This window comes from Pseudomonas sp. RSB 5.4 (genome assembly GCF_037126175.1).
Lineage (GTDB): Bacteria > Pseudomonadota > Gammaproteobacteria > Pseudomonadales > Pseudomonadaceae > Aquipseudomonas > Aquipseudomonas fluorescens_H.
The window spans coordinates 1,082,501-1,097,491 of record NZ_CP146986.1 but is presented as its reverse complement, the minus strand read 5'-3'; the positions used below and the strand labels follow the sequence as shown (position 1 = coordinate 1,097,491).

13 protein-coding genes and 2 rRNA genes (1 of these 15 running past the window's edge) are annotated in these 14,991 nt (G+C 60.0%); 8 read left to right on the top strand and 7 right to left on the bottom strand.

Translation table 11 applies throughout. The features are described from left to right. Positions 1 to 22: 22 nt before the first annotated feature. Positions 23 to 1,942: a tyrosine-protein phosphatase gene (locus tag V9L13_RS04685; protein ID WP_338801648.1), complete on the bottom strand. Its 1,920-nt coding sequence runs from the start codon at positions 1,940 to 1,942 to the stop codon at positions 23 to 25. Between the two features lie 378 nt (positions 1,943 to 2,320). Here V9L13_RS04685 and V9L13_RS04680 point away from each other — a divergent pair, with 378 nt between their 5' ends. Together V9L13_RS04680 and V9L13_RS04675 are read left to right on the top strand one after the other, a co-directional pair. Continuing rightward, positions 2,321 to 2,797, top strand: a complete 477-nt coding sequence (locus tag V9L13_RS04680; protein ID WP_338801647.1) for a hypothetical protein — start codon at positions 2,321 to 2,323, stop codon at positions 2,795 to 2,797. A 57-nt stretch (positions 2,798 to 2,854) separates the two neighbouring features. Beyond that, positions 2,855 to 3,379: an AAA family ATPase gene (locus tag V9L13_RS04675; RefSeq protein WP_338801646.1), complete on the top strand. Its 525-nt coding sequence runs from the start codon at positions 2,855 to 2,857 to the stop codon at positions 3,377 to 3,379. A gap of 104 nt (positions 3,380 to 3,483) precedes the next feature. Here the strand turns inward: V9L13_RS04675 and V9L13_RS04670 are convergent, their stop codons facing one another. After that, on the bottom strand, positions 3,484 to 3,972 hold the full coding sequence (locus V9L13_RS04670; protein ID WP_338801645.1) for an ATP-binding protein: 489 nt from the start codon (positions 3,970 to 3,972) through the stop codon (positions 3,484 to 3,486). Positions 3,973 to 4,060: 88 nt separating this feature from the next. On the opposite strand from V9L13_RS04670, the gene V9L13_RS04665 reads away from it, so the two are divergent. Together V9L13_RS04665 and V9L13_RS04660 are read left to right on the top strand one after the other, a co-directional pair. Further along, on the top strand, positions 4,061 to 4,342 hold the full coding sequence (locus tag V9L13_RS04665) for a hypothetical protein (RefSeq protein WP_045122746.1): 282 nt from the start codon (positions 4,061 to 4,063) through the stop codon (positions 4,340 to 4,342). Between the two features lie 105 nt (positions 4,343 to 4,447). After that, positions 4,448 to 5,284, top strand: coding sequence for an SDR family oxidoreductase (locus V9L13_RS04660; RefSeq protein WP_338801644.1), 837 nt, complete (start codon positions 4,448 to 4,450; stop codon positions 5,282 to 5,284). Positions 5,285 to 5,292: 8 nt separating this feature from the next. Here the strand turns inward: V9L13_RS04660 and V9L13_RS04655 are convergent, their stop codons facing one another. Both V9L13_RS04655 and V9L13_RS04650 read right to left on the bottom strand, forming a co-directional pair. Further along, positions 5,293 to 5,733, bottom strand: a complete 441-nt coding sequence (locus V9L13_RS04655) for a hypothetical protein (protein WP_338801643.1) — start codon at positions 5,731 to 5,733, stop codon at positions 5,293 to 5,295. A 171-nt stretch (positions 5,734 to 5,904) separates the two neighbouring features. After that, complete coding sequence (locus V9L13_RS04650; protein ID WP_003224337.1) at positions 5,905 to 8,109, bottom strand: OsmC domain/YcaO domain-containing protein; 2,205 nt, start codon at positions 8,107 to 8,109, stop codon at positions 5,905 to 5,907. A 238-nt stretch (positions 8,110 to 8,347) separates the two neighbouring features. Here V9L13_RS04650 and proP point away from each other — a divergent pair, with 238 nt between their 5' ends. Continuing rightward, on the top strand, positions 8,348 to 9,850 hold the full coding sequence (gene proP / locus V9L13_RS04645; protein WP_003224336.1) for a glycine betaine/L-proline transporter ProP: 1,503 nt from the start codon (positions 8,348 to 8,350) through the stop codon (positions 9,848 to 9,850). A gap of 48 nt (positions 9,851 to 9,898) precedes the next feature. Here the strand turns inward: proP and V9L13_RS04640 are convergent, their stop codons facing one another. Continuing rightward, positions 9,899 to 10,765, bottom strand: a complete 867-nt coding sequence (locus V9L13_RS04640) for a LysR substrate-binding domain-containing protein (protein ID WP_338801642.1) — start codon at positions 10,763 to 10,765, stop codon at positions 9,899 to 9,901. A 99-nt stretch (positions 10,766 to 10,864) separates the two neighbouring features. Between V9L13_RS04640 and V9L13_RS04635 the strand changes: the two genes are divergently transcribed. The 3 genes from V9L13_RS04635 to V9L13_RS04625 all read left to right on the top strand — a co-directional run bounded on the left by V9L13_RS04635 (position 10,865) and on the right by V9L13_RS04625 (position 14,143). Then, positions 10,865 to 11,833, top strand: a complete 969-nt coding sequence (locus V9L13_RS04635; protein WP_338801641.1) for a DMT family transporter — start codon at positions 10,865 to 10,867, stop codon at positions 11,831 to 11,833. A 52-nt stretch (positions 11,834 to 11,885) separates the two neighbouring features. Further along, on the top strand, positions 11,886 to 13,118 hold the full coding sequence (locus V9L13_RS04630; RefSeq protein ID WP_338801640.1) for an MFS transporter: 1,233 nt from the start codon (positions 11,886 to 11,888) through the stop codon (positions 13,116 to 13,118). Between the two features lie 95 nt (positions 13,119 to 13,213). Beyond that, positions 13,214 to 14,143 carry an alpha/beta hydrolase fold domain-containing protein gene (locus V9L13_RS04625; protein ID WP_338802824.1) on the top strand — a complete coding sequence of 310 codons (930 nt, stop codon included), beginning with the start codon at positions 13,214 to 13,216 and terminating at the stop codon, positions 14,141 to 14,143. 82 nt (positions 14,144 to 14,225) lie between these two features. Here V9L13_RS04625 and rrf read toward each other — a convergent pair. Further along, positions 14,226 to 14,341 (bottom strand): 5S ribosomal RNA (gene rrf, locus V9L13_RS04620). Positions 14,342 to 14,496: 155 nt separating this feature from the next. Beyond that, positions 14,497 to 14,991, bottom strand: a 23S ribosomal RNA gene (locus V9L13_RS04615) (it continues 2,397 nt past the right edge of the window).

Genomic DNA, 14,991 nt, shown 5'->3' with positions numbered 1-14,991 from the left:
GACCTGTTAGTCCTCCCCTTCTTTAGAACGCGTAACTGGCCTTCAGGCTGCCACTGAAACCGTGGCTGTCACCGCCGCCGCTGGCGCCGACTTCTGCGCCGACGCTGACGGCGCCGAGGCTGGCCATCAGGTTGACGCCACCGCTGAACTGGTCGCGGTTGTCGAAGGCGGCGCGTTGTTCGATGTCGAGGCCCAGCAGGTGACTTTGGCTGTTGACGTCGTTGTTGCCTAGCGTGCGTTCGTAGCCAACTTGCACGCCCGGCACCAGTTGCCAGGCGCCCATCGCGACCGGGGCGAACGCCACGTTGAGGTTGGCGACGGCGCTGCGGCGGGTGGCGGTGTTGTCGTCGACGTCGAGTGACAGTTCGCTGCCCTTCTCTTTGAAGCCTTTGAGGTCGAGGTGGCTGACGCGCAGGCCGAGGCTAGGTTCGAGGACCATGCCGTTGACCGGTGCGCGGTAACCCAGCGCCAGCGTCGCGCCGGTGAGGTTGCCGTGGGTGTCGCCCTTGGCCGTGCCGAGGCCGCCGCCCAGTTCGCGTTTGCTGTCGTAATCGACGTAGCCGGCGCTGGCGTTGGCGTCGACGAACAAGCCGCGTTCCAGGCTGGTGAAGGCGTAGCGCGCGCCGAGGTTGAAGAAGGTGAAGTCGGTATCGGCCTCGCCACCCGCGCCGCCGACGGTGCCTTTGCTGTAGCCGAAACCGCCGCGCGCGCTGAGTTGTTCGGAGAAGCGCTGGGTGACGCCGACCATCAGGCCCTGGCTGTGTTCATTGCTGCTCTCGGCGTGGGATGAGCCGTCGGTGCCGAGGTAGCCGGCCAGCGCGGTGGTCCACAAACGGTATTGGCCGACTTTCAGATCGGAGCCGCTGGCGTAGGGTGCGGCGGCTTGTTCGATCATTGCGTTCTGGCGCAGCAGGTAGCTGGCGGCGTCAGCGTGAACCTGACCGCCGACTTGGGATTCAACACCGCCGAGGGTGCCGGCGTCGATCGCCGATTGCAGGTAATAGTTGTAGGCGCTGTAGGTGCCGGACAGGCTGGTGTTCTGCAACTCGCGCAACAATTCGGCACCGGCAGCGGCGTTGCCAATCAACCCGGCCTGACCCGGCAGGCTGTTGTACTCAACCAGTTTGCCGCGCAGCACGTAGATAGTTGCCTGCGACAGACCGAGGCCTTGTTTGAGGTAGTTGTCCATGCTGCCGTATTCGGCGGTGACTTCATCGAGCCCGGCCTGCAAATAGCTTGCCTGCACGCCGAGCAACGGCGCGTAGACCGAGGCCATGCTTGGCGGCATTGCTTTAAGAGTCGCGGCGACGCGGGCGGCGGTGTAGTCATTGGTCGCCAGATAGTTGGCCATGATGGTCGCATTGTCGACCCCGGCGATGCTCTGCAACACAGCGGCGGTCCAGCCGGTACGGTCCTTGCCGGCGGTGCAGTGGAACAGTTGCGCACCGTCGGTGCTGGCCAGTTCGTTGAACAGCTTGCCGAACTGGCCGCGCATCCCCGCATCGCTGACGAAGGCACGGTTGGTCTGTTCCATCATGGCGATGGCGTCGGCCGCGCTTTTGAACGACACGGTGGTGATGTTCGCACCCGAGGTGGTGCTGCCGATAATGTCGATGTTCTGGTAGGTCGCGCCGGTCAGCAGCGTGTCTGGCGTGGCGGCGATTTCGCTCGGGGTGCGCAGGTCGTAGACGGCTTTGATGCCCAGGCTGTTGAGAGTCGCCAGATCCGCCGCCGACGGCGTGATCGCGTTGGAACGGTAGAACACACCGCCGCGCATCGTGCCGTCATGGGCCGTGGAGTACGCGGTGGTGAGGCCAGCGACATCACGGAAGTTGTCGATACTTTTCAGGCGTGGCGTGTCGAGCGCGACGGGCTCGGCAGCGTGAGCAGCAGCGATGGACAGGCTCAGAACGGACAGCGAACACACAAGACGTTGGAACACAGTGCAGCCTCATTGGAATTAGCGTTGGGCTGGCTAATATCTGCAATCAACTGATACTGAATATGACAGAACGACTGCGCACGCAAATGCCTGCGCGATTGGGCCGTGGGCTGCGTTTTTTGTCCGTCATGGATCAGTTTGTTTCGCGAATTGCGGGAGCAACAGATAACCCTGTGGGAGCTGGCTTGCCAGCGATGGCGGTGGATCAGCCGGGAAGGATGGAGACTGACACGGCCCCATCGCTGGCAAGCCAGCTCCCACAGTTGTTTGTGTTGGCCACAGGAATGATGTCTGCCGGTGATGAGTCTGGAGTTTTCGGTTGAAGGAGATTCCGTCCATAATCCCTCCCCCTAAATGGACTGACACAGGAAATGTGAAATGGACACCACTCAATGGCTCGGTTTGTTCGAGCGCGCCTTTCGCGGGATGGAAAAGAATCTTGAGCAAGTGCTGCAACTCAATAGTTGCCGCGAGCATTGGATTCAGGCCCAGATCAGTCTGCAAGCCTGGTTCGAAGATGAGGTCGAGATCTGGACGGATCTGCCGATAGGCGACCGACGCAAGGCGGACCTGTACTCATTGGACGACAACGGCGCGGCAAGGATGGTCGCCGAAATCAAATGTCTGGGCGATGTCTCGCAGGCCAAGTGCCTGGAAGGCGATTGGTCGGTGCGGGCCGATGTTGATCGGTTGCGCTCTTTCGAGTGCCCTACCCGCCTGTTCGTCCTGGTCATCGCCAAAGGCGAGCGCGAAACCAATACCGGACGCCGTCTACGCGAAGATGAATGGGTGGATGGCCGGACATGCGTCACTGTGGATCTGCAATTTGCCCTGATTCGGATGTGGGCGTTGTAAGTCAGGTCTTCATCCACTTCTGCGCACGACCTGGGCCGCTGCGAACAAGGACTGCCAATGCTAATTGTCTTCAGCGGCCTGCCGGGAACCGGAAAGACCACGATCGCCAGATCACTCGCGATCCGGCTGGATGCGACCTGTCTGCGTATCGACACGATCGAACAAGCCATCCGCAACGCCGGGGTTCTGGCCGATGATGTCGGTACCAGCGGTTACCGGGTCGCCAACGAGCTGGCCGTGAACAACCTGCGTCCTGGCCACAGTGTCGTGGTTGATTGTGTGAATCCGGTCGCTGAAAGCCGGCAAGCGTGGGCCGACATCGCGGCTCGCTCGGGAGCGCCGTTGCTCAACATCGAAGTGATTTGCTCGGATCGACGTGAGCATCGTCGTCGGGTTGAGCATCGGCAATCAGACATAACGGGACTGACTCCCCCGAGCTGGTCTTCTGTTGTGAATCACGAATATGAAGCCTGGACGCAGCCGATCCTTCGGCTCGACACCACGAGTCTCTCCGTGGATCAGGCGGTGGAGATCATTGTGGGAACTGGCCTTTTGGCGATTGGGGCGAGCCTGCCAAAGTGATGGAGACTGACACGGCCCTATCGCTGGCAAGCCAGCTCCCACAGTTTTTTTGCGGTGAGCTCAGGATTGGCGGCTGCCAGAGATTCAAAGTGGGAGCTAGCCTGCTAGCGATTTCGGTGCATGACGATCTCAAGCTCCTCGCCCGATTCCGGCACCTGAAAGTAGCTGGAGATCAAATCAAACTCTGCATCCGAAGCGGCAAACTCATGCTCCGCCAACGCGTTGCGTGCATGCAGCCGGGCGCGGCAAGTATCGTCATCCACCGCGAGATAGTGCAGGCAATGCGGCACTTTTGCAGTATCCGCCAGCCCTCGCAGCCATTGCCGATCCGCCACGGTATTGGCCGGAAAATCCAGCACCACACTCACCCCGGCCGTCAGCACATCGATCACCAACGGCCCCAGCACCCCGCGAATCTGCCGCGCACATCGAACGTAATCCGCCACGGATTTGATCTGCTCTGGATACAGCCGCGACAGCCACTGATCTTCACTGAGCACAAGCGCGCCGTGCTGCTCAGCCAGAGATTGGGCCAGTGTGGATTTGCCCGAGGCGATCTTGCCGCACATCAGGTGTAGGGTGGGTGCACGCATTGGGGACGCTTCCTTATGTCGATTGCTGGATAATGCCCAACGCCTGACAGACAGGCAATCAATGCGCCTGACCCAACGGGGAACCGTGATGACTGCAACAAACGTACGCCGATGCACCTCATGGCTGCTGCTCACCCTGCTCGCCACCACCCTGGCGCTGACCGCGGGATGTTCAAGCAAGCGCTACGCCACCAACGGTTCGAACTGCTACGCCAAAGCCGTACCCACTTCCGGCGAAGGGGGTCTGGCCTGGGGCGATACCTTGAGCATGGCGCGCAAGAAATCGCTGAATAACTGCATGCGTTACGCGAGCCGCTCCGGAGGTACGCCGAACACCTGCCAGGTTGTGCAGGCGCAGTGCAAACGCTGAGGGCAATTGATGAGTTCTGCTCATGAGCCCTAGCAATCAAAGCCGTATTGTTGAGCAATGAGCCGCCCTATAAGGTGACGCATCATCTGAAAAGAGCTGCCCACCATGAAAAATCCTGCGCAAGTGATCGTCGTCATTGGTCCCGGCTCTATTGGCCAGGCCATCGCCCGCCGGGTCAGTGCCGGCAAGCATGTGGTGCTGGCCGATCTGAAGCAGGAGAACGCCGATGCGGCGGCCAAAGTCCTGTTCGATGCAGGGTTTGAGGTCACCGCGACGGTTGTCGACATCGCCTCTCGCGAATCGGTGCAGGCACTGGTGCAGACCGCCACCGCCATCGGCGAAATCAGCGGCGTGATCCATGCCGCTGGCGTTTCCCCCTCGCAGGCGCCAGTCGCGACGATTCTTCGGGTGGATCTGTATGGCACGGCGCTGGTACTGGAGGAATTCGGCAACGTAATCGCCAACGGCGGCTCGGCGGTGGTGATCGCCTCGCAGTCTGGCCATCGCCTGCCGGCTTTGAGTGTCGAGCAGAACAAGGCGCTGGCCACCACGCCGGTGGAAGAACTTTTGGCGTTACCGATGCTGCAGGCCGATCAGATCAGGGATCCGTTGCACGCCTACCAGATCTCCAAACGCGGCAATTCCTTGCGGGTGATGGCCGAGGCCGTACGCTGGGGCAAGCGCGGGGCGCGGGTCAACACCATCAGCCCGGGCATCATCTTCACCCCACTGGCGCGCGACGAACTGAGCGGCCCGCGTGGTCCAGGCTACCAGCGCATGATAGACCTCAGCGCCGCCGGACGCGGTGGCACGCCGGATGAAGTCGGCGCGGTCGGTGCGTTGTTGATGGGGCCGGAAGGCACGTTTATTACAGGTAGCGATTTCTTGATGGATGGGGGTGTGACGGCGGCGTATTGGTACGGCGATCTGGCGCCGCAATAGACCAACGGCTAAACACCGCGCTTGAGCACCGCTGTCGAAACCCGTGGCTGGATCGACTTTTCGATCAGTGCAACGATGTCCTTCGCCCCATAACAACGGAACAGAATGCTGCCAGCATCCGTATCCAGGCAGACGATTTTGGTGATGAAGCCACCTTCAAGCGTGACCTTGCGGATCATCCCCAGCGGCACTCTGATGTCCAGTGTGCCGTCCTGAACCATGCGGTTCATGGCGTTGGCATTCAGGTACACAGCGGTATTGGTCAGGGTCATTTTGCCGCCGACCCACAGCCCGCCGTACACCTCTTTGAACCCCTCCAGCACACCGGCCAACGCGCTGACATGGCCACTGCCGGCAACATCATAGAAATCGCCGACACCTTCGTAATCCACCTCGACGTCAGCCACCAGAAAGTTGACCAGCTTCGACTTCACGACCTTCTCTTCCATCCTTGTATCTCCATGTCCCCAGAACACTCACCCGTGGCGAGGGAATTTGTCCCCGATGGACTGCGCAGCAGGCCGCTTCTTGATCGGTTGAAGAAGCCGGGCCCGCTTCGCGCGCCATCGGGGATAAATCCCCTCACTACAGGTTTACTCAGCAAAAGTGATCGTGTGCTATCAGCGATTCAACGCCGCCGCATTAGCCCGCGCCGCGTGCAGCTTCTTATAGCTGTCGATCAGACGCAGGTGACGATCCAGCCCTTCGAGCTTCATGCTGGTCGGCGTCAGGCCGTAGAAACGCACACTGCCGTTGACCGAACCAATCGCCGCGTCCATGCGCTCGTCGCCGAACATGCGGCGGAAGTTGGCCTCGTAGTCGGCCAGTTCCAGGTCTTCGTCCAGTTCCATTTCCAGACACACGTTTACCGCTTGATAAAACAAGCCGCGCTCGACGGTGTTGTCGTTGTACTGCAGGAAGGCTTCGACCAGATCCTTGGCCTGCTCGAATTTCTGCAGGGCGAGGTAGATCAGCAGGCGCAGTTCCAGAATGGTCAGCTTGCCCCACGGCGTGTTGTCGTCGAACTCGATGCCGATCAGCGTGGTGATGTCGGTGTAATCATCCAGCTCGCTGTTTTCCAGGCCTTGAGCGAGGTTGCGCAGGCCGACTTTGCTCAGACTGTGCAGGTTGAGGATGTCGGCGCGAAATTGCAGGGCCTTGTTGGTGTTGTCCCAGATCAGGTCGTCCACCGGATAGATTTCCGAGTAGTCCGGCACCAGGATCCGGCAGGCATTGGCGCCGAGGTCGTCGTAGACCGCCATGTAGGCTTCTTTGCCCATGTCTTCGAGGATGCCGAACAGGGTTGCGGCTTCTTCGGCGTTGGAGTTTTCGCCTTGACCTGAGAAGTCCCATTCGACGAATTCAAAATCAGACTTGGCGCTGAAGAAGCGCCACGACACCACCCCGCTGGAGTCGATGAAGTGTTCGACGAAGTTGTTCGGTTCGGTCACTGCCTGGCCCGAGAAAGTCGGCTGCGGCAGATCGTTCAAGCCTTCGAAGCTGCGGCCCTGCAGCAGTTCGGTCAGGCTGCGTTCCAGCGCCACTTCCAGGCTTGGGTGCGCGCCGAACGAGGCGAACACACCGCCGGTGCGCGGGTTCATCAGGGTCACGCACATCACCGGGAATTCACCGCCCAGCGACGCGTCCTTGACCAGCACCGGGAAGCCCTGCTCTTCCAGCCCTTTGATCCCGGCGAGAATGCTTGGGTACTTCTCCAGCACTTCCTGCGGCACGTCGGGCAAAGCCATTTCGCCTTCGAGAATTTCGCGTTTGACCGCGCGCTCGAAGATCTCCGACAGACACTGCACCTGTGCTTCAGCCAAGGTGTTGCCAGCGCTCATGCCGTTGCTCAGGAACAGGTTTTCGATGAGGTTGGACGGGAAGTACACCACTTCACCATCCGACTGGCGCACGAACGGCAGCGAGCAGATACCGCGCTGGGTGTTGCCGGAGTTGGTGTCGAACAGGTGCGAGCCCTTGAGCTCGCCGTCGCGGTTGTAAATGTCGAGGCAGTATTGGTCGAGAATCTCTGCCGGCAGTTCATCTTTCGGGCCGGGCTTGAACCAGCGCTCGTTCGGGTAATGCACGAACTCGGCGGTGGCGATGTCCTCGCCCCAGAACTGGTCGTTGTAGAAGAAGTTGCAGTTCAGGCGCTCGATGAATTCGCCCAATGCCGAGGCCAGTGCGCCCTCTTTGGTCGCGCCCTTGCCGTTGGTGAAACACATCGGCGAATGCGCATCGCGGATGTGCAGAGACCAGACGTTGGGCACGATGTTGCGCCACGAGGCGATTTCGATCTTCATCCCCAGATCGGCGAGAATCCCCGACATGTTGGCGATGGTCTGCTCCAGTGGCAGATCTTTACCGGCGATGTAGGTACCCGCTTCAGAGGTCGAGTGCGGCATCAGCAGCGCTTGCGCATCGGCGTCGAGGTTCTCGACTTCTTCGATCACGAACTCGGGGCCGGTCTGCACAACCTTCTTCACCGTGCAGCGATCAATCGAACGCAGGATGCCCAGACGATCCTTCTCGGAAATGTCTGCCGGCAATTCGACCTGGATCTTGAAGATCTGGTTGTAGCGGTTTTCCGGGTCGACGATGTTGTTTTGCGACAGGCGAATATTGTCGGTCGGGATGTTGCGGGTTTCGCAGTACAGCTTCACGAAGTAAGCCGCGCACAAGGCCGACGACGCCAGGAAGTAGTCGAACGGCCCCGGTGCCGAGCCATCACCCTTGTAGCGAATGGGCTGATCAGCGATCACCGTGAAGTCGTCGAACTTGGCTTCAAGTCGAAGGTTGTCGAGAAAGTTGACCTTGATTTCCATGCGGGTTTACCAGAGAGCAGAAACGAATTGGCGGCCATTATCCGGGTTTTCAGCCTGACGTCTTGTGCTTTTGCGTAATCGCCGCCGTGTGGGCGGCCGCGTTGCGCCGGGCATCGGCACAGGCGAGCGACAAAAATGCCCTGAGCAGTGAATTTTTTCGTGTCTTCTTGTATCTGACGGAAAGAGCCTATGCCAGCAAAACAATGGCAGCGAATCCGATCAGCTATGAGTGACCCGCATGAAATCAAGGAAAAACACCGTCAATCCCATCGGATTGAAAGACATCACGATTGTCGACGACGCCAAGATGCGCAAGGCGATCACCGCCGCCGCACTGGGCAACGCCATGGAATGGTTTGACTTCGGCGTGTACGGCTTCGTCGCCTACGCGCTGGGCAAGATCTTCTTCCCCGGCGCCGATCCTGGCGTGCAAATGATTGCTGCCCTGGCGACCTTCTCGGTGCCGTTTCTGATCCGTCCATTGGGTGGTTTGTTCTTCGGCGCCCTGGGCGACAAGTACGGACGCCAGAAAGTCCTCGCCGCGACCATTGTGATCATGTCGCTGAGCACCTTCGCCATCGGCCTGATTCCGTCCTACGAGTCGATCGGCATCTGGGCGCCGATCTTGTTGTTACTGGCGAAAATGGCTCAGGGTTTCTCGGTCGGCGGCGAATACACCGGCGCGTCGATCTTCGTCGCCGAATACGCGCCCGACCGTAAACGCGGCTTCCTCGGCAGTTGGCTGGACTTCGGCTCGATTGCCGGTTTCGTCCTCGGCGCCGGTGTGGTGGTGCTGATTTCGACGATCATCGGCGAAGAGAAATTCCTTGAATGGGGCTGGCGCCTGCCGTTCTTCCTTGCGCTGCCACTGGGCATGATCGGCCTTTATCTGCGTCATGCTCTGGAAGAGACACCGGCGTTTCAACAGCATGTCGAGAAACTCGAGGAAGGTGATCGCGAAGGTCTGGCGGGCGGTCCGAAAGTTTCGTTCAAGGAAGTTGCGACCAAACACTGGCGCAGCCTGATGACCTGTATCGGTGTGGTGGCGGTGACCAACGTCACCTATTACATGCTGCTGACCTACATGCCGAGCTATCTGTCGCACAACCTGCACTACAGCGAAAACCGTGGCGTGTTGATCATCATCGCGATCATGGTCGGCATGCTATTCGTGCAGCCGGCGATTGGTTTTATCAGCGACAAGATCGGCCGCAAACCCTTCATTGTGGTCGGCAGCATCGGCCTGTTCCTGCTGGCGATTCCGGCGTTCATGCTGATCAACAGCGGCAAGATCGGCCTGATCTTTTCCGGCTTGCTGATCCTCGCGGTGCTGCTGAACTTCTTCATCGGCGTCATGGCCTCGACCCTGCCGGCAATGTTCCCCACGCACATCCGCTACAGTGCACTGGCCGCCGCGTTCAACGTCTCGGTACTGATTGCCGGCCTGACGCCGACCGCCGTGGCCTGGCTGGTGGAAAGCACCAACAATCTGTACATGCCGGCCTACTACCTGATGGTGATTGCCGTGGTCGGCCTGATCACCGGCGTGACCATGAAGGAAACCGCCAACAAGCCACTGCGCGGCGCCGCACCGGCCGCGTCGGACCTTGAAGAAGCCAAGGAACTGCTCAAGGAACACCACGACAACATCGAGCAGAAAATCGAAGACATCGACGCCGAAATTGCCGAGCTGGAAGCCAAGCGCAAGGAGTTGGTGCAGCAGCATCCGCGGATAAACTGATGCGATGACTGACGGCGGCCCTGCCCAGGGCTGCCGTCGATCAACACCTCACAACACAAAGCCGTCACCGATCAAACGCACCAAAACCTCCCCCGCCTCACTCAATTCACCCGGTGCCCGCATCAGGCGCAACTCGTGCAGCGGCAACTCGGGAAGACCCTCCTCACTGCTCAGCACCCGCATGCCGGGTCGCACTTGCGCACGATCAACAATGCCCACCGCCAGTCCGGCCTCGATGGCTGTTTCCAGCGCGCTCGCACCGGCGCTGACAATCACTGCGCGCCACCGCCGACCCTGCTCGCTCAATGCATCCACGGCAACGCTGCGATAAGGACAACCCTTGCCGTGCAACGCCAGCGGTACCGGCCGGGTGAGATCCTGCGTGTAGTTGTGCGCGGCGACCCACACTGGCTGGGTCAGGCCCAGCATCCTTGCACAACGCGTCGATGGCGGCGCATTGGCGACGACCACCAGCAACGCCAGATCCAGTTGCCCACGCTCCAGGCGCGTACTCAGACGGCCGCTGGCACCGGTTTCGACTTCCAGCTCGATGTGCGGAAAATCTGCCGACAGGTGCGGCAACGTACAACCGAGCACCGCGCCGGCGTACTCCTCGGAAATCCCCAGGCGGACCCGCCCGCTTGCCAGCGGTGTGCTGAAACTGGCCAGTAATTGATCGTGATGGCGCAACAGTTCGGCGCTCTGCAGGGCAAAGCGTCGACCCAGCGGCGTGAGATTGACAGTCTGGTTATCGCGCTCCAGCAATCGCCCGCCCGCCAGCGCTTCCAGACGCCGCACATGCAGGCTGACCGCCGACGGACTCTTGTTGAGGAAAGTCGCGGCGGCGAGAAATTGCCCGAAGCGCACGATCGCCTGAAAGGTGCGCAACAGTTCGATATCAAGGGCTTCGGCCATGCTTGAGAATTCCTGCATCAGTGGTGCGAATCGTATCGTTTGAATGCATCAGCGGTTGATTCATATCATCGAACTCAGCCCTCTGTCAGGTGCCATTCGATGAACGTCATGCCGATTCGATTTTCACTGCTGAATTTTTGCTTGCTGATGGCGATGGTGGTCAGCTGGAGTTCCGGATTCATCGGTTATCGCTACATCGCCGATCAGGGCAGCGTGTACCTGGCCTCGTTGTGGCGATTTATGCTGGCGGCGTTGCTGTTGCTGCCCTTCGCCTGGGCTGGCTTGCGTGGTTTGCGCGGTTTGCGCGGTTTGCGCGGTTTGCGCGGCAAGGATGTGATGCATCAGGCACTGCTGGGGCTGTTTGCTATTGGTGGCTACATCGGACCGATTGCTGCCTCGATTCAACTTGGCGTCACGCCGGGCACCGCGTCACTGTTTGCCAATCTGTTGCCGCTGACCATTGTATTGTTGGCGGGCAGCGTCCCGGGTCAGCGCACGCGCGGCTGGCAATGGCTGGGTTTGGCGTTGTGTGTGATCGGCATGCTGCTGGCCAGCGCCGCGAGTGTCGAATGGGCCAGTGCGACGCTGTGGGTCTACAGCTTGCCATTGCTGGCGGTGCTGTCGCTGGCGGCGGCCACCTTGTTTGAAAAAGCCCGCGCCGGCGTGGCAATGCCGGTCACTACAGCGCTGTTCATTCAGGTGTGTGCCGTGGTGCCGCTGTTTGCGTTGCTGGCCGGTGTCGAGGGTGAACTGCGCCCGCCCATCAGTACGGATTTCGCCGGTGGCGTGCTGTGGCTGGTGATTTTCTCGACCTTCGGCGGCTATGGGTTTTACTGGCTTTGCCTGCAGCGTTTCAGCATGCAACGCATCAGTTGCGCACTGTTTCTGACGCCACCCGTGACGCTGCTGTGGGCGTGGCTGCAGTTCGACGATCCGCTGAGTGTCAGCGCCCTGTTCGGTATTGGCTTGACCCTTTTCGGGTTGCCATTGCTCGGGAGAACGTCGAGCGATTCGAGCCTGGCGCCTGCACCCTGCACGAAACTAAATCCGCGGGCGACTAGTCACTGACTTAGCGGAGGTTGAGGCATTTCGCCAAACCTCGTTTATTGAAGATGCCAGCGTGGTCACTCATAACGATCGTCGCAACAACCTCTCGCTGGACAGCCTGAACTTCTTCCTCGCCGATGTGCGCGACGGACTCGGGCCGTATCTGGCGATTTATCTGTTGGCGGTTCACCACTGGGAGCCGGCCAGCATCGGGCTGGTGATGATCCTCGCCGGGATCGCTGCGCTTGTCACCCAGACACCCGCCGGGGCCCTCGTCGACAACACCCGGAGTAAGCGGGCGGTGATTGCGGTTGCCGCGTTACTGGTGACCGGCAGCTGTCTGGTGTTGCCCTTCGTCACCTCCTTCAGTCTGGTGGCAATTACTCAAGCCTTGAGCGCCGCCACGGCGTCGGTGTTCGCCCCGGCCATTTCGGCGATCACCCTCGGCATCACCGGCCCACGAGCGTTCACTCGGCGCACCGGACGCAACGAGACCTTCAACCATGCCGGCAACGCCTGCGCGGCGCTGCTTGCCGGTGGTTTTTCCTACCTGTTCGGGCCGGTGGCGGTGTTTTATCTGATGGCGGTCATGGCGCTATGCAGTGTGATTGCCGTGAGCTTCGTCGATGCCAACGCGATCAACCATGATCTCGCGCGAGGCCTAGACCCCAGCGACGCTACACACGCCAAGGCGCCTTCGGGATTGGCGGTGCTGCTGACCAACAAGGCGTTGCTGATGTTCGCCATCTGTTGTGCCCTCTTCCACCTGGCGAACGCGGCGATGCTGCCACTGGTGAGCCAGAAACTGGCGCAGGTCAATCTGCAGATGGCGACGCCACTGACTTCGGCCTGCATCGTCGCCGCGCAACTGGTCATGGTGCCGGTCGCGTTGCTGGTCGGGGCCAAGGCCGAGTGGGGACGCAAGCCGCTGCTGCTCGCAGGCTTCCTGATTCTGCCGTTGCGCGGCGTGCTCTATACCTTGTCCGCGGATCCTTACTGGCTGGTGGCGGTACAGATGCTCGACGGCATCGGCGCGGGGATCTTCGGCGCGCTGTTCCTGGTTGTAGTGAAAGACCTGACCCTGGGCACCGGACACTTCAACATCAGCCTCGGCGCCCTTTCGACCGTGTTTGGCCTGGGCGCGGCATTGAGCAGTAGTGTCGCGGGGATTGTGTTACAAGAGGCCGGATACAACGCGGCGTTTTTGACCCTGGCGGTGATTGCCGGGCTGGCGTTTGTGCTGTTGTGGCTGGCAGTACCGGAGACATTGGCAGACCGACGCGACGCAGTTATCGCCACGGTTTGAGAGGCGCAATTTTTCGATCCTGCGCAACAACCCTGACTCGAGGAAGGAATTTGGCCAATAACACGCTTGAGTTCAGCGACAGTGATCTGGCGCAGATGCAACGCTTTAACCGCAAGCTCGCCTGGCTGCCACGGTTTCGCATCCGCAATCGACTGACGCCACGTCTGGTCCAAGGGCTGCTGCGTGCCAGTCAGATTGTCAGCGCGGACAAGCCGGTCAAACATGACCTTCAAGCGCAGAACACAGTGGTTTTTTCGCAAGGTGCTTCGGTGCCCGTCCGAATCATCCGCCCGCAAGGAAACGCTCAAGGCGTGGTGCTCGATTACCACGGTGGCGGCTGGGTGATTGGCAATGCACAGATGAACGACGACCTCAACATCGCCATGGTCAAGGACTGCAATGTCGCCGTGGTCTCGGTCGACTATCGATTGGCGGTCGATACGCCGGTTGAGGGGCTGATGAAGGACTGCCTCTGCGCCGCTCGCTGGCTGCTGAGCGACGTCTGCACAGAGTTCGCCGGCCTGCCGGTGATCGTTGTCGGCGAATCGGCGGGCGCGCACTTGGCCGCCGCAACGCTGTTGGCGCTCAAATCATCACCCGGTTTGCTGCAGCGGGTCCGCGGTGCGCTGCTTTTTTACGGTGTCTACGACCTCGCGGGTACTCCGAGCGTGCACGCAGCAACTGCTGAAACTTTGGTGCTCGACGGCCCGGGCATGGCCCAGGCGCTGCGCTTGCTGACACCGGGATTGAGCGATGAGCAACGCCGACAGGCACCGCTTTCCCCGCTGTACGGCGACTTCAGCGGGTTGCCGCCGGCACTGATGCTCACCGGTGAACTGGATCCGCTGCGCGACGACACGCTCGAACTGGCTGAGCGCTGGCAGCATTCTGCGCCGGTTGAAGTACATCTGCTGCCCTCTTCCGCCCATGGCTTTATCCATTTCCCGACTGACATGGCCAGGCGTGTTCTTGCCTACAGTCGTGCGTGGCTTTCACGCCAGATCGAGGCAAAAACACTCAGTTAGCACCTGAATTGGCGATCAAACCACTTTCCTGCGGGCAAAACAAAACCCCAACTGCTTTCGCAATTGGGGTTTCGGAATTTAATCTTGACGATGACCTACTCTCACATGGGGAAACCCCACACTACCATCGGCGATGCATCGTTTCACTTCTGAGTTCGGGATGGGATCAGGTGGTTCCAACGCTCTATGGTCGTCAAGAAATTCGGGTACTGACTCGCGACCTGTTGGCCTCGCTTCAGCAAATCGGGTATGTGATACAGGTGTCTTGTGAGCATCGCGAACTTTCGGTTCATTGCGTCTTCACACACCGCAATCTGATGCTCTTTCGAGTAGTCAAATTGCTTGGGTGTTATATGGTCAAGCCTCACGGGCAATTAGTATTGGTTAGCTCAACGCCTCACAGCGCTTACACACCCAACCTATCAACGTCGTAGTCTTCGACGGCCCTTCAGGGAACTCAAGGTTCCAGTGAGATCTCATCTTGAGGCAAGTTTCCCGCTTAGATGCTTTCAGCGGTTATCTTTCCCGAACATAGCTACCCGGCAATGCCACTGGCGTGACAACCGGAACACCAGAGGTTCGTCCACTCCGGTCCTCTCGTACTAGGAGCAGCCCCTCTCAAATCTCAAACGTCCACGGCAGATAGGGACCGAACTGTCTCACGACGTTCTAAACCCAGCTCGCGTACCACTTTAAATGGCGAACAGCCATACCCTTGGGACCGGCTTCAGCCCCAGGATGTGATGAGCCGACATCGAGGTGCCAAACACCGCCGTCGATATGAACTCTTGGGCGGTATCAGCCTGTTATCCCCGGAGTACCTTTTATCCGTTGAGCGATGGCCCTTC